Raw genomic sequence first — 21,062 nt, forward strand, 5'->3', positions numbered from 1 at the left:
AGGCAGTTGATGTCCCGACCTATGCCTTCCAGCATGAGCGCTACTGGCTCGAGGTTGCCGCGACGACGGCTCCTTCACCGGTAGCGCTCTCCGCTACGGCAGGGCCCGCCCTTGTGGAGGGGAGCACGCTGCGTCGCGAGCTGACTGAGGCGGGGCCGGTCGAGCGCGAGGCGATCCTCACCGGTGTGATCCGTACTGAGCTAGCCAATGCGCTGGGGTACTCGGCCCCTGACCTGAAGCCGAACGACGCGTTGGCTGGACTTGGCCTCACCTCGCTGATCGCAACTGAGCTTCGCGCTCGAATCCGTGCCGTCACGGGAGTGTCAGTTCCGATGACGGCGATCCTCGACCACTCGACACTGTCGGACCTGTCTCGTCACGTGGCCACCGAATTCAACGTCGCCGAGGTTGGGGGGACCACGTTTCCGGAAGGGCCCCTGGCAGTCCTGTTCCAGGAAGCTTGCAAATCGGGCAAATTCAAGCAAGCTCTTGACTTGGCCACTGTCGCCTCGTTCTTGCGGGACAATTCCGTGCCCACAGTGCGCGCGGATACCGGACCTGGCATCGTGCAGTTCACGAAGGGCGTCGACTCGCCGGCTCTGATCTGTTTTCCCTCTCTAGTCGCGCCCGCAACTCCATATCAGTTCGCTCGCATGGCGGCGCCTATCCAGGACTTGCGAAGCCTGACGGCCATCACCCCTGTCGGATACCTGGAAAACGAAGGCTTGCCTGACAGCCTCCAAAGCGCGGCGGTCTATCACGCCGATGCCGTACGCCGCGTTGCACAGGACGTCCCGTTCGCTCTCCTCGGCTATTCGTCCGGCGGCTGGCTTGCACACGAGGTCGCAAAGACTCTTGAGCAGACCGGTGTAACACCGGCCGCTGTGATCCTGCTCGACACCTTCTTGCCGGACGATCCGGCACTGCCCGATCTCATGACCTACCTGTACCGCCACCTGATGGCCCGACCGGAGTTCACCGAGATGAGCGACGACGTAAAGCTCAGCGCCATGGGCCGCTACTTGCACCTGTTCAAGGGCTGGCAGCCCGGTGAAGTCAAAGCGCCTGTGCTCATGGTGTCGGCGGCTCTACCCGATGAAAACGGCCTCGCCGAAAAGCCAGACAGTTCTCCCCGATGGCCAGTTCCCCACTCCCGCATTTCGGTGCCAGGTACGCATATGACCATGATCGAGGATTTCGGAGCTGAGACTGGCGAGGCAGTTCACGGCTGGCTAAAGGCGCGCGCGGCACTTTAAGTAGGAGGTGAGTGATTCGAATTCTTTCATGGCAGAATAGAAAGGAGTCGCAAAACGCCATTGTGTTCGGTGGGGCAAATTTTACAAGTAGACCTTACGAAGTGGAGGCTCGATGACCCAGGGATATTCGACCCGACGTGATCACGATTTGGCAGCTGAGGATGCTGTCCGCCTCGGGGGTAGGCTCGACTTACTCGCGCCGCAGGAACTAACCGAAGCTCAGCGCCAGATATATGATCTGATCTCCAGTGAACATATGCCCAAGGCGGAGAAGAGCGGCTATGTTGGCCAGTTGCCCGACGGCCGCGTGATTGGTCTGTACAACGTCCTTCTCTACTCTCCTGAGCTGACCATGGGGCTGGGTGCATGGATGGATGGCCTGAGTCGCTCAAACCTGGCCGACGAGGTCCGCGAGGTCGTCATCCTCGCTGTGGGTGCAATGTGGCGGTCCGAATATCAGCTCTATGCTCACGCAGCGATTGCGCGGCAAATTGGTCTGTCCGATAAGATGATTGACGCGATCAAGGAGGAGCGAGAGCCCGACGGGATCTCCGCAGATGCGGTCGTGGCTTATCGTTTTACTTGCAGTCTGCTGAGCCAGCGCCGAGTCGATGATGACCTGTACGCCCAGGCGGTAGCTGCGTTTACAATTCCTGGAATTGCCGCGCTCGTGCATCTCATCGGCCTCTACCAGACTGTTTCTGCCCTGCTGAATTGCTTTCAGGTGCCAGCGCCAAGCAATTGAGGAGCTGGGTAAATTCGACGCATCCCAGGACTGGCTGCGACTGAACAATGTGGCCGCGAAGGTTGTCGAATGACTCAACTTTATGGGTGGCGCGTCGTGGTGCGCCTATGCCGATGAACTTGTCGGTGTCGCGCTCGCATCCATGTTCTCGACGCGTCACCCGGCGAGACGACGCTGCGATCTTGGCCTGCAAATTGTGGACTCGAGAAGAATTCGCGGTAGCCGCGGAGCTCAGCATAGACCTTGGCCGTAGGGAGGCGTAGTTCGATGGGTTGATGGGTTTGGTCGCGAGCTGGCCTCGACGGCAGCGGGTATATCTAGTGCCTCTCCAAGACCTCCGATGGGTTCTAGGTGTCAAGTAGCAGGGCTGGCGATATGGAGCTGACGAGAGTTAGTGAACCGATGAGGGGTCTGTGGAGCGGCGCATGAGCAGCGAACTGCCGACCTGGTCGGTGAATCCCCAGCGGCTGTAGAAGGGGACGAGTTCTGGCTGGCAGACCAGTTCGATGCTCCGCACCTGGGACAGTTGGGGATTTTGGACGATGGCATCCAGCAACACAGCGCCGTAGCCTGATCCCCGAAACTCTGGCGCCACGACGACGTCAAGCACCAGCGCGACGTGGGCGTAGTCGGTCAGAACTCGAGCGAAGCCGACGATCCCGTCGTGTGAAGAATCGACCAAGGCCACAACGATGTCCGATTCTCGCAGAATCAACCTGGTCTCCTCGACTGTCCGATTGGCCATCCACCACGCGGAGCCAAACAGCTCCATCAGACCGGCCAGTTGCTGTTCATCGACCTCGTGGCGGATGCGGACCTTCTCGTCACTGTTCATGCTTCAGTTTCGCGACGCGCCGGGGTCACGGTTGTTGCTCAGGCCGCGGCTGTCTTGGGCATCGGGCCGACTCCGAAGGCCCGTTCGGGGTCGTAGGGCTGGCTGGTTTGCAGGCAGTGCCAGAGCTGTCCGAGTTGACGGTTGAAGAGGTTGCGCAGGGCTGATGAGTGGCGGTCGCCGTGCTCGCGTCGCCGGCGGTAGTGAGCGTCTGCTGGTGCGTGGTTGGCCATGGCGGCGAAGGCCCAGACATAGCCGGCGGCGGCGAGCCGGTCGTTCTTGATCCGGCGGAAGCTGACCGACAACGCCTTGCCGGAGGCTCGGGTGACGGGCGCGGATCCGGCGTAGGCCTTGACTGCCCTGGCGTCGGCGAAGCGGGTCCGGTCGTCGCCGATCTCGCCAAGGACTCGTGCGCCGAGGTTGTCGTTGAGACCGGGGAAGCTGGTGATGATTGCGTAGTCGGGGTGCTGCTGGAACGCTTCTGCCGTGGCTTGGGCGAGGTCGTCGACGTTGCGGCATTCGACGTCGAGAGTGGCCAGCAGCGCGAGCGCCTGGCGGCCCATGGCTTGCTCGACCAGGACCGGTTGACGCAGCCGCGGTTCCCGTAGCAAGGCCAGAAGTTCGACCGCTCGCGGATCGAGCAACCGCCGTCGGCCGGCCTTCTTCAGCGCGGCCGCGAGCCGCGCCTTGGATAGCTTCGCCCCGGCGGCCGGATCCGCGGCGATCCCCAATACCGCTCTGGCTTCGGGGTGTGTGAGGTTCGTGGCGTGCTTTCCCGCGAACGCCTCGAGATAGGCCGGGTAGTACTCCCGCAGCAGCGATCGCAGCTCGTTGGAGGCCCTTGTCCGGCGCCAGATCGCGTCCTGGTGGGCGCGGGCCAGCACGGCGATCGACTGGACCAGCTCGCTGTCCGCGGCGATGCGACGGTGCAGGTGCGCGTCGGTGCGCAAGATGTTGGCCAGGGCCATCGCGTCGGCGTGGTCGGACTTGGTGCGGCTGACCGAGATGCGCTCGCGGTAACGGGCGACGGCCATCGGGTTGATCGCGAACACCGGCCGGCCGGTGGCGCGCAGCGCGGCGACCAGCAGTCCGCGCGGGGTTTCGATCGCGACCGGGATCGGGTCGGCCGCGGTGTCGCCGGCGGCCTCGAACATCGCGGCGAGTTCGGCGAACCCGGTCACCGACTCGTTGATCCGTTTCTTGGCGACCAGTTGGCCGGCCTCGTCGACCAGGGCGACGTCGTGGTGGCCTTCGGCCCAGTCGATCCCGCAGAACACTCTCAACTCAAGTACCTCCGTCGTGGGCGGTGAACGGTCCGGTCCGGACCCCTTGGCGAGAACGCGCGGCGACCTAATGACGAGCCTCTGTGGGCTTCCCTCCGATGAGCCGTTCGCGATCCCAGCGACCCGCACGGCGCCGGTCTGTTCGAGAGCTCAACGGCTCGCGTTGTAGTCAGGCGTTCAGTCGTGCGGGCGGGCTCGAACCACAAGCAACCATCCCGGCCAAGGTGATGATCTGTCCGGTGCGACGCGCCGATCTCTGTGGAGCTGTCGAGCAGCGAAATGCGAGCAGGCGTCGCCGCATCGGGCAGATCATCTGGCTTCGTCCGGGGCACACACGGTCTTGCTCTAGGCCTCAACGGGCCTCGCTATACACAGGCGTCACCCCGGACGAAGAACGAGGTACGAGCCGCTCCCCGCCGCCCGTCCCGGTCTTGACGGAGACCTCAACAGGGCCTGAAACGTTGAAGGGCTTGGGCGCCGCCGAAGCGGCTCGTACAACCCTCATTAGAAACGTTGGGGTTGTAACTGTGTCGGGTTTGACCGGTGTGGTGGTGGGTCTGGAGGCTTGCTGGCCGGAGGTGGTGATGGCTCGACAGCCTGAGGTTTTCGTGCGCCCGTTGGAACCCGAGGAGATGGAGCGTCTGGTCCGGATCACGCGGAGGACCAGGGATCGGGTCCGGTTGCGCCGGGCGGGGATCGTCTTGGCGTCTGCGCAGGGTCGCAGTGCCGCGGACGCGGCGGGGATGTTCATGATGAAGCCGCAGTACGCGCGGGAGGTGAGCCACGCGTTCAACGAGCAGGGGTTCGCGGCGTTGGACCCAAAATGGAGCGGGGACCGGCCACGTATGTTCGGTCCCCCGGTTCGTGAAACGGTCTGCCGGGTCGCCAAAACTCCGCCGCAGCAGCCGGGCCGCCCGTTCACCACGTGGAGCCTGTCGAAGCTGGTCGAGTACCTGGCTGAGCACAAGAGCATCGCGATCAGCACGGAGTCGGTGCGTCAGATCCTGCGACGCGGGTATCAGGTGGCAGGCGACCAAGACCTGGAAAGCGAGCAAGGACCCGGAGTTCGCAGCGAAGATGGTCCGCATTCTCGACCTGTACGACCATCCACCGGCCGACGGACGGGTGATCTGCGCAGACGAGTTCGGCCCACTGAACCTCCAACCACGCCCCGGCCGGGGAGGACAGATGTTCTACCGGTTCCGCAACCGCAAACGCTGGCGGGAGTTCCTGGGGTTCCTCAAGCAACTGCGAGACAGCTTCCCGGCCGGGAAGCTGTATGTCGTGTGTGACAACTACGAGCCGCACAAGAAGGCCGACGTCATCGAATGGTGCCGCCCCAACGGGGTCGAACTGGTGTTCACCCCAGCAACGCGTCCTGGCTGAACTGGATCGAGTGCGAGTTCACCGCCCTCAGGTACTTCACCCTCGACGGCAGCGACTACCCCACCCACCGCCCAGCAGAACGCGATCACCGGCTACGTCCGCTGGCGCAACAAGCGAGCCCAACCCAAACGACACTTCGCTGCCGACTCCAAGATCCGCCGACCCGATTACCTACCCAACGCTGCTTGACGAGGCACTAGACCTGGCCGGTACACCAAGGCAGGCGACCACGAACGTTCGTCGGGCGATCGAAGCGCCCTGAGGCCAAGCGTTCAGCATGAGCGATCAACGCCGAAGCGGATGCGGCCCTAGGAGCCGCGATGTCGAACAGCGCTGGAACAGAGCAGGTCTGTGTTCTGCTCGGCGGGCGTGCTGCGCGCTGGACGGTGACTTCAGGCGTGCTCCAGATTGCTTCAAGGTCGAGCGGGCACCATGAAACGGGCTCTCATCGCGAGCAACCCAGCGGAGTGGACGGCAGCGACGGATGTTGCCTGGCGTTTCCAGGAAGTCAGGTGCGGAGGTGAGCTGGTGAACGTGGACCGACATCACGGCAGGACCGGCCACGGCTGGATTGTCGAGTACCGTGCCACCGGCGGCTCCACGATGACTACAGAGCATCCAGACCGGCAGAGCGCAGTCGATGTCATGGCTGACTCGCTCGCTTTATCAGCTTTGCGTTTGTGGACCTTAGCCGAGAGCCGCCGCGGTCACGACCAATGGAAGGCCGTGATGAGGAGGCGCGGCGACTTTCTCATGTGGCACGCCCTGAACGTCGCAGGCACCACCGAAGGAAGCTACGAGTTGCCCCTCTCACAGGGCCGACACTGGTTCATATCCGAGGCGGCGCAGGATGACCGATGAGTTTACTGAACGTCAGGTGGATCTCTGGTCACCTTCCTGCGCGATAGCTGGCACCCGCCCGCGACGTCCGAGGTGCCACTGGGGCCAGAGCCTGGCCACAAAGCAGGCCACCGGGAGCTGGTTGTTCCCCCAGAAGTCCCGCGAACATCAGTTTGAGTCGCCCGAGGGCTCGTCCGTCGGCGGCGTGCTGGTTGTGGGAATGGTCGTCGTGACTGTCGATATCCCGCTGTGCTTCCTGAACGGCGTTCAGCCCGAACAAACCTGCGATCGCCGAGATTGCGGTGATGACAGCGCGCCACCATTGCGACCCGTGATGGCCCCCTCGAATTGCGCTCACGTGCGCATGGACGCGCTGCGCCGCATCCCTGATCGGAGGGCAATGGGGTTCTGGAGACAGAGCGGGTGGGGCCGCGAATCGTGTCTGCGCCGCGAAACAGTGGTTCCTGACCTCAGAGCCGATGTAAGGCGGAGGAGCCTAGGGTCAACTGTCGGCGCGGTGTTTGACCTCGGGTTTGTGCCGATGGTTCACTCCACACAGTGAGCAGCAGACGAAGGACGTGGATTGGCGTCCTGGGCATGGTGCTGGTCATCAGCAGCGTGTTCTTCGTGACCGCCGCCATCGGCGACATCGCCACTGGCGCCTCGGACACCGACTCCAGCACCCTGTGGGGAATCCTCGTCTTTTTCTTGAGCGCCAGTGCCGTCGGCGGTTGGATGGCCTGGGCGAATCTCGGTCCCCGACGTCGTCAGGTTTCCCAGCAAGAGCTCGAGTTGAAGGTCCTCGACCTGGCCCGCGAGCTAGGTGGGAGCGTCACTGTAGTGGAGGTCGCCTCCGACTGCGGCGTGAGCGTGTCTGTTGCTAAACAGGCGTTGGATCGGCTCTGTGGACATGGTGTAGCCACCCCTGAACTGACCGATGCTGGCCTGATGGTCTACCGGGTCGATTTTCTGCCGCCGCCTGCCCTGCCGTGATGGCATGAGCGCGGATTCGGCGCGATCAGCTCACTTGGTTCGCCCCGTCGGTGTTCCACAACTACCCGTCGTACTTCGGTTGCCCAACCGGTGGGCTGATCATGTAGCGCCCGGGCCGCCTCAGTTCAGTACCTGCTGGGGGTGCTGCCGATGCCGTCCGGGATCAAGCGGGTGGCCTTTGGAAGGGGAGACACAGGCTCGGTATCGGAGACCGCTGAAGCCGCTGGACTCGGACCGGCGGATGCCTCCCGCAGACTGACGACAATCGCAGGCCAGATGTTGTGAGCAGTAGGCCGCCGTGTGTCAGGACCAGCTACTGTGGCGGTATCCGCAGCACATCAGCGACAGTCCAGCCGTCCGCCGCAGAATTGAGAGACGATTCACGCCAGCATTACTGCCGGTGGTGGGTCAATCGTTGGCCGCGAGCATAACGATGTGCAAGATGTGCCCCGCTCCGGACCGAATTCCTAGCTGCTCCACGGATGTCCCAATGTTGGGCTTCCTGCGGATCTCGAAGGCTGAGCCAGAATGAGTCCTGCAAACCTTGAACCAGATCAACTGCTGGCGTCAATGTCCGAAACGAGGAGTCACCCGTCCGAGCTGAGATTCCGCAGTGCACTGGGCGCGATACCGGCATACATCCCAGGTAAGCCACCGAAGCGTGTCGACGGTCGGCCTTCATACAAGGTGTCCAGTAACGAGAACCCCTATCCACCCCTACCGGGCGTACTCAGGGCCGCGATGAGAGCGGTCGAATCAATGAACCGCTACCCGGATCTCACCTCGACGGCCCTGCTTGAGGCCCTGTCAGCCCGCTTAGACGTACCGGTGAACCGGCTGGCGGTGGGCGCCGGCTCGGCTGCAGTGCTGTACAACCTACTTCAGGCGACCTGCGAGACCGGCGACGAGGTAATTTACGCGTGGCGTTCCTTCGAGGCGTATCCAATCGCGGTCGCACTAACCGGCGCCACTGCAATAGAGGTCGCCTTAACGGCCGACGGCCGGCACGACCTGGACGCCATGGCGGCCGCCGTCAGCACCAAAACGAAGGTGATCTTGATCTGTACGCCGAACAACCCGACTGGCGAGGTTGTGCGTGGTGATGACCTGCAGGCGTTTCTGCGGGCAGTGCCGGTGGGCGTACTGGTCGTAATCGACGAGGCATACCGCGAATTCGTCCGCGAACCGCGGGCTGTGGACGGTATCGACCTGCACCGCGAGCACCCCAACGTGGTTGTCCTGCGGACGTTCTCCAAAGCGTACGGCTTGGCGGGTCTGCGCGTCGGGATGGCAATCGGATCGGAGCTGGTGATGGCGGCGATCAGAAAGTGCGCCGTACCATTCGGTCTCAGCGACATCGCCCAGCAAGCGGCGATCGCATCGCTGGCTGCGGAAGCCGACTTGTTGCAGCGGGTCGAGGGCATTGTCGGAGAGCGCAGCAGAATGGTGAACGCGCTACGCGAGCTCGGCTGGGAGGTGCGAGACAGCCAGGCAAACTTCTTGTGGCTAGAACTCTGCGAGGACACGCACGCGTTCGCGATGGCAGCAGAAGCCGCAGGTCTAATCGTACGATCCTTCCCAGGTGAGGGCGCCCGTGTCACGATCGGTGAGCCTGAGACAAATAGCCTGTTCCTAGACGTCGTACGACAGTGGAACGTCCACAAGCGGTCGCCGATCGGGTGACTGATACTGTCCCATCGATCCGAACAACCAACGGAATCTGTCTCGGCGAGGGTGCGCAAACTGGCCGCCCTCCAGCCGCACCCGAGATACCGGCTGACGTCTCACCATGGCCAGCGACGTTAGCCATGATGCGGACGCCGATCGGCGTCCGGAGTCCGTTTCACATTGGCGATCGCGGTGGACGAACCGCATGTTTCAGTGTTGCTTCAGAAGCTCGCCTATGGTGTCGGACGATTTCGTCCACTGCTACAAGGAGATCTGATGAATTCCCGGCCGGCCTTGCTCACCATGCTCGGCTCCCTGGCTGTCACAGCGCTCGCCACAATGAGCGCGGTGGCCGCCGTGCCTCCGTCCGCTGACCCTGCGGCGCCGATCGTCACCGCACCGCTGTTGGCCGACACCGACGGCGACTCGTTGCCCGACATCTGGGAGACGAACGGGTACGACGCCAACGGCGACGGCACCATCGACGTCGACCTACCCGCGATGGGCGCGACGCCGACAAAGAAAGACCTGTTCGTCGAGATGGACTACATGGCCGGCAGGCTGACCAGCATCGCGGCGATGGACCGGATCGTGGAGGTGTTCGCGACCGCGCCCGTCAGCAACCCCGACGGTACGACCGGGATCCGACTCCACCTCGACGCCGGTCCGGCTGGTGGATCGGCGTACAACCTGGGTGGAGGTAACGAGGTCCCTTACGACGACGACCTTCAGCCAGTCCACACGCAGACGACCGCGATCAGGGACGCGAATTTCGCCAAGTCCAGGCGAGCTGTCTTCTACTACATGCTGTGGGCCGACAGCTACAACGGCGGCTGCAGCAGTGGCCTTGAGTTCGGGATCCCGGGTGACACGTTCATCGTCACCGTCGGCCCGAAATGTGGCTATGCCGGTACGGACAACCAGGAGGTCGGCACGTTCATGCATGAGTTCGGTCACGCCCTCGGACTGCACCACGGGGGAGCCGACGGCACGAACTTCAAGCCGAACTATCTGAGCGTGATGAACTACTACTTCCAGTTCCGTGGTGTGCAGAAGACCGACGGCACCACCTACTGGGGATACTCGAACGTCGTGCCACCGGCGTTGGATGAGAAGAACCTGAATGAGGCGGAGGGCCTCGGCAGTTCGGCTTCGGGGTTCAAGACCACCTGGTGGTGTCCGGACGGAACCATCCGGAGTACGACCGGCGCGGCCAGCTTGCCGATCGACTGGAACTGCGACGGTGACGCCACCGACGTCACCATGAGCGACATCAACCGCGACAACGCGAAGAAGACGCTGACCGCACAGAACGACTGGGCGAACCTCGTCTTCGGCGGCGGTGCCGTCGGCCAGGGCCCGAACGTCCAAACCGAGACAGATCCCGCTGAGCTGCAGGAGATGACGCTCTCCGAGTACCTCGAGTTGCAGCGCAACCATCGCTGACGCTTGTGCCAAGGCTCCGCACCGTTCAGGTCGGTGCGGGGCTCTCCACCGGTGGAAGTGCGCGTTTCAGTCGGCCTTCAGTCCGAAGCAATGTCGCTGTGCGAGCGTCGGCGGGTTGAAATCTGTCGCCAACTGCGGATCGGTTGGCCGGTGAGAGGGTGAGTATGAAGCGGGTTCGTGCCATGACGGCCTCCTTGGTTGCGGTTGCTGGGCTGATGGCGCCGATCGGGATTAATCTGATGTCCGGAGCAGTCAAGGATGGCACCGGCCGGTCCGCACAGAGGGATACGGCGGTGCAGGTTGTGACCCCGCAGGTGGTCCTCGACACGATCAGTACGACGAATGCCGATAACGGCCAACTGACGGTGACTGGTCATGTGACACCGGCACTGCCGGACTACACGTGGGCCTACTTGCAGCGGTACGACACAGACGCCAAGCTCTGGGTCAATGTCGCCAAGCGTCAGATGGTCGCCGGCAAAATCGGCATCACGGCGACTCGGCCCGGGTCGGTCGCGCACTACAGGCTGACCACGCCTGCCACGGACGGGTACGCCGAGGGGGCCTCAGCCGCGAAATCCTTCACGCATTACGTCTGGCGCGGGGCATTCACGAAGGCCTACGGCTTCCACTCGGATGGCAGCAAGCCGTGGGCCCTCACTCCGGAGTCGGCCAACTATCTGTGGGTCAATCACGATGTGCGCGGTGAGACATCTCCGGTTGGGGTCGTTGCGCCGCCGATCTCCGGTTGCCTCGAGGTAAGGGCATGGCTGGCCAACAGATATGCCAACTACCATGCCGATTTCGACCTCAAGGCGAGTTTGAACGCCAGTCATGACCTGCTTGGGACAGCAAGTCTCGGGGGGACCGCTGGCACGTCCGTGAAGCTTGAGGCGCCGTTGACGATCAGCTCGGGTGCTCCCTATCAGAGCCTGTACATCCAGGTCCGCCCGAAAACTCCCTACATAGGCACCACGCCGATCAGCAATTGGAACCTGGAGGTGCACTTGCGTTGCGCCAACTAGTGGCTGGGCTTTTGGGGCGACGGTGACGGGTGAACGTGCAGAACGGCATCCTTCACCGGTCTGTTCAGAACGCTCGGTACTGCCTGCAAAGCGGATGGCCGCATTAGACCGGCCGATCCTGACCCGTGCGTCGAAATCAGGCTTTCTGGCTATGCGGATACACGCACGGGCCAGCGAGTGTCTAGGTCCAGGCCCTGATGTTCACTGAAGCCCGCCCTCTGTAGGCCTAGACAGTAGGGGCGATGGTCATGTCGTTGAGACATGACGAAGCCTTCGGTTGTGCAGTGGAGATACCTTCGCGTCCCGCAAAGCGAAGCAAGAAAGAGGAGCTAGCCATGGAGATTTCCTACCGACGTTTCGTCCCCACGCGAGGCTGACGATCTAGTCGGTTTCCTCATCAGCGATAGCCGGCCATTCCATGGTTCGGCTGTGATTGGCCGTGACGATGCACAGCGATCGGTTTCAGGCGGCAATTACGACAGCGACGGGAACAGGACTTTCTGGATCACCGCAGCTGACCACACCGTCGGATTGATCCGCTTGATGGACTTGGACGACGAATCACCACTGTTCGACCTGCGGATCCGATCTCAGTACCGGGGCCAGGGCATCGGCGGCCAGGCCCTGACTTGGCTGACGAGGTATCTGTTCACCGAGTTTCCTCAGATCCTTCGAATCGAGGGCAACACCCGTCAGGACAACGTTGCGATGCGCCGCACCTTTCAGCGGTGCGGGTATGTCAAGGAGGCGCACTACCGAGACGCGTGGCCTGCATCCGACGGGGCAGTTCATGATGCGGTGGGATACGCGATACTTCGACGGGATTGGCTCGCAGGGACGGCGACAATTCCACAGTGGAACGACGAGCACATCCTGGTTGGTCGCAATCAGGCCCCTTCCTGATGACGGCCAAAGCGGCCAAGCGTCTTGCTAGAGGAAGGTCGGTGCTGCCTACGAGCAGCGATGTCCCGATCTCACCGAGCGCCGGCCTTCTTGCACTCATAGGGCGGGCGCCCTCCGGCGCCTTCAGTGCCTGGCCAGTCTTTTTAAGATGGCGCCGAAGTCGATGGCTTCGACGAGGAGCTTAAGGAACGGCCGTACGGTGGGAACCAGGTGACCAGCGTCGCCCGCCGAAGCTTCTCCGCGTCCGAGTCCAGCTGCCAGGACCAGCTCGAACAGCGTGCTGGTCCTGGCCACCAACTGGTGCCGGGCCGCCACCGCATCGCGATAGCCCGGTCGCACGGCCAGCGCTTCTCTGCCATCAAAGGGTGGTCTCGGTATGAGGTTGGTACCGACGGCAGGCGAGACACATCAACCGGGCATCGCGAGGTCATAGCGTGGCAGATGCTCGGAAGCCTCGCGAGAACGAGGCCTCGAGGCCGGACGAACGATTGCGGCACGCGCCCGTTGCCGCCGTGAGGCCTGTCGACAGAATCCTTGACTGAATAAGGCTACGAGCACGCAAGCCGTTTTGCGCTTCAGCGACATTTCAGTGGCACGTCAGAATTGAATCAGCCAGGCTTGCTAATTTCAGCATATACGCCGCTCGTTACCATGAATGCCGAGATCAGCATCTCCGGGCAAATGACGAGATCATCTTCCGATGGCGCCATAAATCGGTATTCTGCTGAAGTGGCGTTGCCGGACGCTGTCCGGTTTCTCACGGTTTTCAGGTCACCAGATGCAGCCACACATCGATCGCCGCTCCCGCGAAAAGCGGTCACAGTCCGCGACAACTTGTTGATGTTCTGACCGGGACGGGGATGAGACATGGCTATCACGGTAGATATTCAGGGCCAGCCGCCGATTAAGATCGCCGTCATCATCGGCAGCGTCCGCGAGGGTCGCTCGGGGGGCGCCATAGCGGACTGGTTCATTGGACGAGCGGCCCAACGACCAGACATCAATCTTGACGTCATCGACCTCCTCAAGATTTCCTTACCTCTGACGCTTCCTGATAAACGGCGAGCTACGCCGGAAGTAGCTCGTCTGCTCCAGAACGTCTCACCCAGACTCGCGGCCGCTGACGGCTTCGTCGTAGTGACTCCTGAGTACAACCATAGCTTTCCAGCTTCATTGAAGAACCTCATCGACTGGCACAACGAGGAATGGCACGCCAAGCCGATTGCTTTCGTTTCTTATGGCGGGCGTTCTGGCGGCCTGCGAGCCGTCGAGCAGCTCCGTGCGGTGTTCGCAGAGCTCCATGCCGCGACCATTCGCGCCACGGTCAGCTTTCACAAACCGTGGGACTCCTTCGATGCGGATGGATCCCCGGTCGACCCAACGCTCTGCAGTGGAGCGGTCAAATCCATGCTCGACCAGCTCCTGTGGTGGGCTGACGCCCTTCGATACGCCAGAGCAATCCGGCCCTATAGCACCGGTCCTCAGACCGACTGACAGCAAAGGGGAACCTCGGTGGCAGTGGATCGTCTGGAACCCTTCCGCAGCGGATCTCTCGCAGGTGGATCTGATTTCGGCCCCGGAAGCTGCTGCTGTCCTCATCGCATTCGAGAGAAACCAGAACCTGGCTGGTAGACCACAACGACACCGCGGTGCGAGGTTCGGATGCCGATCCGGAACGACCAGGCGTCATTCCCTCACTCGTGATGAGGCGGCCTACCCCGACGTCGTCCGGAGGATTCTCATGGTTCAGAGCCTTCCAGTCATTGAGATGGGAAGCTGGCATAGCCAAACCGACCACGAAAAATATCGGCAGGCTCGCGACAGCGGCCACCGCGTCGTCCTCCAGTATGGGCTGCGCACGTTCATAACCTATGCCGATGTGGCTTCGATCTTGGTCGACAAGAAGTTCCGCCCGCCGGGGCCTGATTGGCTCATCCAGCGCGGTGTACCCGACGGTCCTCTCTTCGACTGGTGGAACCTCTTCTTCCATTCCCAACGGGGTGAACAGCACCGGCGATATCGCACATTGCTTGCCCAGGTACTTTCCTCGTCGCTGCTGGAGCAGATTCGAACTTCAGTAGAACGCCGCACCGCGGAGCTGTGTGCCTCCCTGTCAGACACGGGCGAAGTGGATCTCGTCGCCGATGTATGCCGAAAGGCGCCGCTCGAAATCCTGTGCAGCTCATTGGGATTCGACGACACCGATTTCAAGAAAATCGGGAAATATTCCGCTGACTTCGGTACGGTGTTCGCCGGCATCGACAAGATCTCACCCGAGGTGAGGGCAATGCTGGAAACTGCAATCAGTACCCTCTCCCGGCTCGCCAAGGATGCGATCAGAGCCCGTTCCGTTTCACCTCGACCAGACATCATTTCGCGTCTTGTCGCTGAGAACGACGCTGCTCTAACAGAAGACGAAGTCACGGCGCTCGTCGTGAACCTTATCGTCGGTAGCTACGACACCGTCCCAAGCCTCCTGGCGTGTACCATCCATGCGCTCCTCAGCGATCCAGCACACTGGCGCACGATCTCGGCCCGGCCGGAGATGGCGGCGGCTGCTGTCGAAGAGGCAAATCGCCATGAAAGCTGCATCTCGATCTTCCCGTACGTCGCAGATGAAGCGGCAAATGTTGGAGGAGTGCAGATCGAAGCGAGCGAGATGATCATTCTCAGTATCCTGGCAGCCAATCGGGATCCTCATCGTTTCACGCAGCCGGATCGGTTCGATATATATCGAACGAATAACAAACATCTCGGCATGGGGCTCGGGCCACACTATTGTGCTGGTGCATCTTTGTCGCGCGCTCTGACCTGCGGCACCATCAGCGCGCTGGCCACATCTCTGCCAGATATGCGACTTCGAGATGAAGAGGTGAGTTGGAATGGAACCAGCGAACTACGTGCACCTAGATCTCTGCCTGTAGATCTTCGCCCGATCCCCATGTCTTCGCATGCTTCCGCTGCCTCACCGACCACGGCGGGAGGTGATCGACCATGACCGAATCGGGGGGTGCACTCGTGCCCGGAACCGCCGAGAATGTTGCACGTCTCCTTGACGCAGCGGCGAGATTCTTCACCTCTCAGGCAATTTTTGCCTTCACGAGACTCGGACTTGCCGACATCCTTGCCCAGGGCAACACACCGATCATCAATCTGGCATCGGCAACGGGGACCCATGAACAATCACTCAGTCGCGTCTTGCGAGCCGTCGCCCACAGTGGGCTGGTCACGATCGACCCCAACGCGACTGTATCCCTCACTGACATGGGACATCTCCTGCGTATCGATCATCCCATGTCTCTCAGGCCGCTCGTTATCTACCTGGCCGAGGATTGGATGTGGCACTGCGCGTCGGACATGGAAGCCAGCCTGAAGACCGAAGTTCCAGCATTTGACAGAAGGTATCAACAGTCCCTTTTTGAGTTCTTCGAGGCACGCAAGGACCGAGCCCTAATTTTCGATGAGGCGATGACCGCTTCGTCGAGGTACACGAACGCCGCCTTCCTGGATGCGTATCGGATACCGGACCACAGCCGTGTCATCGACATTGGTGGTGGACAAGGGAACTTCATCTCGGAGATACTCGAGTCGAATACGACGCTGTCCGGCACGCTCTTTGATCTACCTCGCGTCATTCAGTCCGCCCGCACCAATGACGCGATTTCGGGTCGCTGCGAATTCATTGAAGGCAATTTCTTTGATCGCGTACCATCCGGGGGTGACATATATATCCTGCGGGGGGTGATTCACGACTGGAATGACGAGGATGCCGTCGCGATACTGAAGAATTGCCGCTCCGCTATGACCCGTCGTTCGAAATTGCTCATCCTCGAAACTATGGCGCCGCCCATTGAACACTATTTCCCAGGGCAGTTCATTGATTTCCAGATTTTCCTGCTCACGCCAGGACGAGAGCGGACGGAAGCGGAATTCCGCAGCCTTCTCGCGGCGAGTGGCCTGAAACTGCGTCAAGTCCTGCCAATTTTCTCGTTCTTTGCTCTGCTGGAGATTTGTATCTCCGATTGATTTCAATCGAAGGGCGGCCAGTTCAGCGATCAACTCGGGCCGCCTGGTTTTGGCCGGCGTGTCCCGGCCGATCGGCTCACTGGTTCTCGCCGGCGAGCATTCGGTGCCTTTGATGCACATACTCGGTCTGCGCATGCTCGCAGCCGGGCGGATCGGATCGCGAGGCGTGATTGCGCGACGCCGGGCCCTCAGAACTCAAGTAGGGTGTCCCGTAGGTGGTCGTGCGTGTACGCCGTACGGACAAGGCCACGTCGTTGCAAGGCGGGCACCAGACCGTCCGTGATCTCGGTGATGTAGCGGCGGTTCAACTGCATCCTGGGGCTAGTGATGAGGAAGCCGTCGCCGCCCACCTCTTCCATGATCTCGCCCATGCGATTCGCCACCGTCTCCGGCGTGCCGATCAGCTCAACCGTTTCAACCAAACTGAGGCGAATCAGTTCACGAAGCTTCTTGCCACTGCCGGACTGTGCGAACTTCTCCAGCGTTCCGCGCTCGCCGTTTGTGCTGACACTGGGCAGGGGGGAGTCGAGATCGAATCGCGAGAAGTCAACTTCGGTGATAGACGAAAGCTCAGCCAACAGATACTCGATATAGTTCGGGTTCGAGATCCAGCGCTCAACCTTGCGCTTGGCGCCTTCGTCGGTCTCGTCGACGACGGGCGTGACCAGGAACAGGATTTTGCAGTCCTCCGGCCTGCGGCCGTGGCTTCGGAGCAACTCGCGGATGTTGTCGCGATACTCCTTCATGTCATGGACGTTGTTGCCGATCCCGACGATCGTGTCGGCGTACTTGGCGGCGAAGGCGCGGCCTTTCGGCGAGGCGCCGGCCTGGCAGAGGACGGGATGACCTTGGGGAGGTTTCACGGTGTTCAGCGGTCCCCGAGACTTGAAATATCGCCCCTCGAAGTCGATCGTGTGGACCTTCGTATGGTCGGCATAAACGCCACTCGCCCGGTCACGGATGACCGCATCAGCGTCCCACGAGTCCCAGAGTTGTTGGACAAGGTCGACGTATTCGTCTGCCATCTCGTAGCGGAGATCGTGATCATGCAATTTGTCGAGGCCGAAGTTCTGAGCCGCTTTGTCTTCGGCCGAGGTGACGATGTTCCAACCGAACCGGCCTCCTGCGATGTGGTCGACCGTAGCGGCGAGGCGGGCTAGCATCCAAGGCGGATAGAAGCTGGTCGACATCGTTGCTATGATACCTAGCTTCTGCGTGCTGTGCGCTATGAGCGTGGCCAGTGGCAAAGGGTCGTGCTTCGGCGCGACGCCGTGTTTGAGGTCGGCTTGCATGGTGCCTCCGTAGACACTCGACACCATGACCTTGTCCTCGAGAATCACACAGTCAAAACATGCCCGCTCGAGATCTTTCGCCAATTCGACGTAAAAGCCGCCGTCCCACGAGAGCCCGCTGCCACCCCAGGGGCCCATCCACGAGTCCGCCGTGAAATTGCAAAACCAAGCCAGGTGGAATTGGTTGTTAGACATACTCATTCACTCCCGTCAGTCAGTGGATGGAGAAGCATTACGATTACGCGGCGGATGGAGGTTCCTTGTGGCGTGCTGGTGTGCGCTCGACCCGTCTGGATTGTCGTGGATGAGCTCACGAGTTCGTCTTACAAAGGTCCAGAACGCCGCCCTGTAATTGAGTGTGAACGCGTCCGCCGGAACTGATACCTCAATGCGCTCCTCATCCCAGGGGACCTCCGGCGGGTCCAGCTTCCCCACGACGGCCACGTCCTCCCATGTGACCGCCTCCTCGAATCGGACGCAGTCTTTGAGAGACGTTCCCTGGAACCCCTTGCCAACAGCAACGACGCAGAAGAGCAGAACAGATTCGTACGACGACGGCGACGGGAACACGCCGAGCAGTCGCCTGCCGAGACGCTCGTAGTCGTAGATCACACTGGCGAAACCCGGTGCGATGCATCGGTACCGCATCATGCAGTCGCCGTTCACCATCCAGTCGCCATCCGCGGCGATCAGCGGTCGGTCCATGGCGATGTTGACGCCATCTCGATCCACCACGAGGCGTTCCACCACCTCAGGCATCTCGCCCATAGATACCGCGTGAACAAAGGGGAAGTGAGCGACGTCTCTAAAGTTCTCCATTGCGGCGGCAACCCCTGTTGATGCGGGGATCGGCGTTGCGGCGGCCGACTTCAGATGGAGGTCACGCCAGTCCGGTGGGTCGTACATCGGATAGGTAGGTTCGTCAAGAACCGTCCAGACATGTTCGAACCGTTCGACTGCCGGGTAGGTCTTCACTTCGGCACGTGGTGGAATTCGCGTCTGGTCGGTCAGTGAAGGGATGAAGGAGCAGGCACCACTTTCTGCGCTGAACCGCCAACCGTGGTACGGGCAGGCAATGTCATCTTTGATCACCGTGCCCTGTGACAGATCGGCGCCCCGGTGGGGGCAGCGGCGGGACTGGACTACGGGAGTTCCGGCAGCGGTGCGATAGACGACCAGCTTCTCACCCAAGAGCGTCGCGGCTTGAGGCTGGCCGAGGTCAATAGATCGAGCGACGGGAAACCACGCATGCAGCAGTGCTTGTTCCGCCTGTTGACGTCTGGACGTAGGCTCCATCGATTACTCCTGGCCTACTCAGGTCCGGTGGCTATCGTGCCGACTGCCGTCGGCTCGAAATATGTGAAGGCGGTTCTCGCGGGTATCCGGTACACTTCGCGGCCGGCCACGGCGTTGATGATCATGGCGCTGCGGAATGCCCCAAGGCCCAGATCCGGCGCGCTCAAGCCATGCGTGTGAGCCTCCGCATTCTGAACGAACACCACTCCACTGATCTCGTCGTGAAGCTCCAGTCGATAGTCGGGTCCGACGCAGAATCGGCCGGCGGTGTCGAGGCGAAGGGCATCCGCCATCGGCTTCAGGCACTCTGCAGCACGCGTTTGATAGCCGGTCGCCGCGATGATGCAGTCAGTGTCAACGAGAAACGTCCGGTCCTGTAACACGTGTCGGCACTCGACCTGGAACCCGCGACCAGCCTCCGTCACTGACACGACCTCTGACGCAGGTGTCAGCGATGCCATTGACTCCCTACCGGCGATTGTGCGTTCGTACAGCAAGTCGTAGATGGCGCCCAACGTCGCTTGGTCCACAGCGTTGTACGTCCGCCACTGGTCCGGAAGGATTCGGTCTTTCACGTCTTGCTGCAGCCCGTAGAAGAAGCGTGTGTAGTCAGGCGTGAAGCGTTCCAGACCAAGCTTCGAGTAGGCCAACGGGGTGAACTCATGAGTTCGAGTGAGCCAGCGCAGGTTCCAGCCGTGGATCGGCTGCCGCTGGAGGAGATCCAGGAAGACCTCGGCCCCAGACTGCCCGGAGCCAACGACCGTGATGTCTCGGTACGCCGCGATCTCGTCAGCATGTTGCAAGTAGTCTGAGCTGTGAAATACTTGCTGGCCCATGACTGCGGCGATGACGCTCGGCACCTTCGGTTCGCTGCCGAGTCCGACGACGATGTTCCGGCTGGTAACACTGCGTCGGTCACCAGTGCTGGTGGATACCGTCTCGACTATGAACCGAGCCTCCTCGTCATCCCAGCGAACCGCCTCTACTCGCATCCCGAACCGGCAATTCTCAAGCGACTCGGCGACCCAGCGGCAATAGTGGTTGTACTCCGCTCGGTATGGGTTCGGAGTCTCCATGAATGAGTACGCGAAGAGCCGATCATGGTGGTGGAGGTAGTTAGTGAAGGACCACCGATTGGTGGGGTCCACGAAGGTCACGAGATCCGCGAGGAACGGCACTTGGAGAGTTGCACCGTCGAGCATCAGACCCGGATGCCAGTCGAAATCTGGATTCTCGTCGAAGAAGACCGATTGCAGCGCGTCCAACTGGTTAGCCAAGGCAGCGAGTCCGAGGTTGAACGGCCCGATGCCAACCCCAACCAGGTCGTGGTCGGCTACGTCGGTCATTGTTCCAGCACAACCACGGCAGGTTGCTGGAAGGACTTCTCTCTGTCGCCAGTGTCGGTGGTGTAGGTACTGAACTCCGAAAGGCTGAGGTCGTTCAGATCGAGAACCTGGCTGATCGAGGTGCCATCAGCCTCAAGCCAGTTCAGCCAGTAGACACCGTCCCTCAGTTCGAGGATCGTCGGCTCTTCGATGCCGGAGTTGCCGGTCGTTGGTCCGGCAACCGCGCTCCACCGCAACTTGTCCGCACTCAGGTACTCGACCTGGTATTCGGCGCCGCTGTCGTAGCTGACGCGAACTCGATGACCGATGAGTTTCATCCTACGTTCCTCTCCAAGTGGGAAAATTGCACAGCAAATGTCTGCAGGACGATCCTGCCGTTTTCGACAATGAAGGTGTCGGTGCCGAACGAAGCGTTTTCGGCTCGCCACGTGTAAAAGGCAAGGCGACCCGAAATGATCTCAGCGGTGTGCTCTACCGTGATTCGCTCGGGCGGGAACACGTCCGCCAACAACCGCTCAAACAATGCCCTTATTTCGGTGCGCCCGGAGGCAGTTCCGAATATGTCGTTGACCACGAGGGCGGCATCGTCGTAGTCGGCCACAACCGCGTCGAGGTCACCGGCGCTGAATGCGTCCATGTTGTGCTGCATCACTGCTGCGGTCTGCGCCGCTATGACGTCTTGCTCGCTGGCTCCTATTTCGGTGCTCATTGCTGGCCTCCATGTC

Annotated in this window: 19 protein-coding genes and 1 pseudogene; 12 read left to right on the forward strand and 8 right to left on the reverse strand. The window is 61.4% G+C overall.

Annotation, left to right across the window (positions count from 1 at the left end; translation table 11 throughout):
- Both ACFFGN_RS35250 and ACFFGN_RS35255 read left to right on the forward strand, forming a co-directional pair.
- Nucleotides 1-1,256: thioesterase domain-containing protein (locus ACFFGN_RS35250; protein ID WP_380057345.1), on the forward strand; the 1,256-nt coding region annotated here is incomplete at its 5' end.
- 112 nt (nucleotides 1,257-1,368) lie between these two features.
- Nucleotides 1,369-2,001 (forward strand): carboxymuconolactone decarboxylase family protein, encoded by a 633-nt coding sequence (locus tag ACFFGN_RS35255; RefSeq protein WP_380057348.1) that lies wholly within the window; start codon nucleotides 1,369-1,371, stop codon nucleotides 1,999-2,001.
- Nucleotides 2,002-2,392: 391 nt separating this feature from the next.
- On the opposite strand, the gene ACFFGN_RS35260 is transcribed toward ACFFGN_RS35255, so the two are convergent.
- On the reverse strand, nucleotides 2,393-2,836 hold the full coding sequence (locus ACFFGN_RS35260) for a GNAT family N-acetyltransferase (RefSeq protein WP_380057351.1): 444 nt from the start codon (nucleotides 2,834-2,836) through the stop codon (nucleotides 2,393-2,395).
- 38 nt (nucleotides 2,837-2,874) lie between these two features.
- Entirely contained in the window at nucleotides 2,875-4,116 is a 1,242-nt protein-coding gene (locus tag ACFFGN_RS35265) for an IS110 family RNA-guided transposase (RefSeq protein WP_380057354.1), read from the reverse strand.
- 743 nt (nucleotides 4,117-4,859) lie between these two features.
- Here ACFFGN_RS35265 and ACFFGN_RS35270 point away from each other — a divergent pair.
- From ACFFGN_RS35270 to ACFFGN_RS35300, 7 genes and pseudogenes are all read left to right on the forward strand, one after another.
- A pseudogene (locus ACFFGN_RS35270) lies at nucleotides 4,860-5,063 on the forward strand (helix-turn-helix domain-containing protein); the annotation flags it as partial.
- Nucleotides 5,064-5,193: 130 nt separating this feature from the next.
- Nucleotides 5,194-5,502, forward strand: coding sequence for a transposase (locus ACFFGN_RS35275; RefSeq protein WP_380057357.1), 309 nt, complete (start codon nucleotides 5,194-5,196; stop codon nucleotides 5,500-5,502).
- A 1,437-nt stretch (nucleotides 5,503-6,939) separates the two neighbouring features.
- Nucleotides 6,940-7,335, forward strand: a complete 396-nt coding sequence (locus tag ACFFGN_RS35280) for a hypothetical protein (RefSeq protein WP_380057360.1) — start codon at nucleotides 6,940-6,942, stop codon at nucleotides 7,333-7,335.
- A 570-nt stretch (nucleotides 7,336-7,905) separates the two neighbouring features.
- On the forward strand, nucleotides 7,906-9,018 hold the full coding sequence (hisC, locus tag ACFFGN_RS35285) for a histidinol-phosphate transaminase (RefSeq protein ID WP_380057429.1): 1,113 nt from the start codon (nucleotides 7,906-7,908) through the stop codon (nucleotides 9,016-9,018).
- Nucleotides 9,019-9,279: 261 nt separating this feature from the next.
- Entirely contained in the window at nucleotides 9,280-10,449 is a 1,170-nt protein-coding gene (locus ACFFGN_RS35290) for a zinc metalloprotease (RefSeq protein WP_380057364.1), read from the forward strand.
- Between the two features lie 182 nt (nucleotides 10,450-10,631).
- Entirely contained in the window at nucleotides 10,632-11,474 is an 843-nt protein-coding gene (locus tag ACFFGN_RS35295) for a hypothetical protein (RefSeq protein ID WP_380057367.1), read from the forward strand.
- 429 nt (nucleotides 11,475-11,903) lie between these two features.
- Entirely contained in the window at nucleotides 11,904-12,377 is a 474-nt protein-coding gene (locus ACFFGN_RS35300; RefSeq protein ID WP_380057369.1) for a GNAT family N-acetyltransferase, read from the forward strand.
- A 608-nt stretch (nucleotides 12,378-12,985) separates the two neighbouring features.
- On the opposite strand, the gene ACFFGN_RS35305 is transcribed toward ACFFGN_RS35300, so the two are convergent.
- Nucleotides 12,986-13,246 (reverse strand): hypothetical protein, encoded by a 261-nt coding sequence (locus ACFFGN_RS35305; RefSeq protein ID WP_380057372.1) that lies wholly within the window; start codon nucleotides 13,244-13,246, stop codon nucleotides 12,986-12,988.
- Here ACFFGN_RS35305 and ACFFGN_RS35310 point away from each other — a divergent pair.
- The 3 genes from ACFFGN_RS35310 to ACFFGN_RS35320 all read left to right on the forward strand — a co-directional run bounded on the left by ACFFGN_RS35310 (nucleotide 13,245) and on the right by ACFFGN_RS35320 (nucleotide 16,403).
- A complete protein-coding gene (locus tag ACFFGN_RS35310) occupies nucleotides 13,245-13,871 on the forward strand; it encodes an NADPH-dependent FMN reductase (RefSeq protein WP_380057375.1) in 627 nt (208 codons plus the stop codon). The two genes, ACFFGN_RS35305 and ACFFGN_RS35310, sit on opposite strands and share 2 nt — an antisense overlap.
- A 247-nt stretch (nucleotides 13,872-14,118) precedes the next feature.
- A complete protein-coding gene (locus tag ACFFGN_RS35315) occupies nucleotides 14,119-15,375 on the forward strand; it encodes a cytochrome P450 (RefSeq protein WP_380057377.1) in 1,257 nt (418 codons plus the stop codon).
- On the forward strand, nucleotides 15,372-16,403 hold the full coding sequence (locus tag ACFFGN_RS35320; RefSeq protein WP_380057380.1) for a methyltransferase: 1,032 nt from the start codon (nucleotides 15,372-15,374) through the stop codon (nucleotides 16,401-16,403). Before ACFFGN_RS35315 ends, ACFFGN_RS35320 begins: the two co-directional genes overlap by 4 nt.
- A gap of 188 nt (nucleotides 16,404-16,591) precedes the next feature.
- Here the strand turns inward: ACFFGN_RS35320 and ACFFGN_RS35325 are convergent, their stop codons facing one another.
- Genes ACFFGN_RS35325 through ACFFGN_RS35345 form a run of 5 tightly spaced genes read right to left on the reverse strand, consistent with a single transcriptional unit; the run spans nucleotide 16,592 to nucleotide 21,046 of the window.
- Nucleotides 16,592-17,890 (reverse strand): NtaA/DmoA family FMN-dependent monooxygenase, encoded by a 1,299-nt coding sequence (locus ACFFGN_RS35325; protein WP_380057383.1) that lies wholly within the window; start codon nucleotides 17,888-17,890, stop codon nucleotides 16,592-16,594.
- Between the two features lie 15 nt (nucleotides 17,891-17,905).
- Complete coding sequence (locus ACFFGN_RS35330) at nucleotides 17,906-18,991, reverse strand: Rieske 2Fe-2S domain-containing protein (protein WP_380057386.1); 1,086 nt, start codon at nucleotides 18,989-18,991, stop codon at nucleotides 17,906-17,908.
- Between the two features lie 14 nt (nucleotides 18,992-19,005).
- On the reverse strand, nucleotides 19,006-20,337 hold the full coding sequence (locus ACFFGN_RS35335; RefSeq protein WP_380057389.1) for a lysine N(6)-hydroxylase/L-ornithine N(5)-oxygenase family protein: 1,332 nt from the start codon (nucleotides 20,335-20,337) through the stop codon (nucleotides 19,006-19,008).
- Nucleotides 20,334-20,654, reverse strand: a complete 321-nt coding sequence (locus ACFFGN_RS35340) for a MoaF-related domain-containing protein (protein ID WP_380057392.1) — start codon at nucleotides 20,652-20,654, stop codon at nucleotides 20,334-20,336. The genes ACFFGN_RS35335 and ACFFGN_RS35340 overlap by 4 nt, the downstream gene beginning before the upstream one ends.
- Nucleotides 20,651-21,046, reverse strand: a complete 396-nt coding sequence (locus ACFFGN_RS35345; RefSeq protein ID WP_380057395.1) for a YybH family protein — start codon at nucleotides 21,044-21,046, stop codon at nucleotides 20,651-20,653. Before ACFFGN_RS35345 ends, ACFFGN_RS35340 begins: the two co-directional genes overlap by 4 nt.
- Nucleotides 21,047-21,062: the final 16 nt, after the last annotated feature.

The organism is Kribbella deserti (assembly GCF_042434725.1).
Classification (GTDB): Bacteria; Actinomycetota; Actinomycetes; order Propionibacteriales; family Kribbellaceae; genus Kribbella; species Kribbella deserti.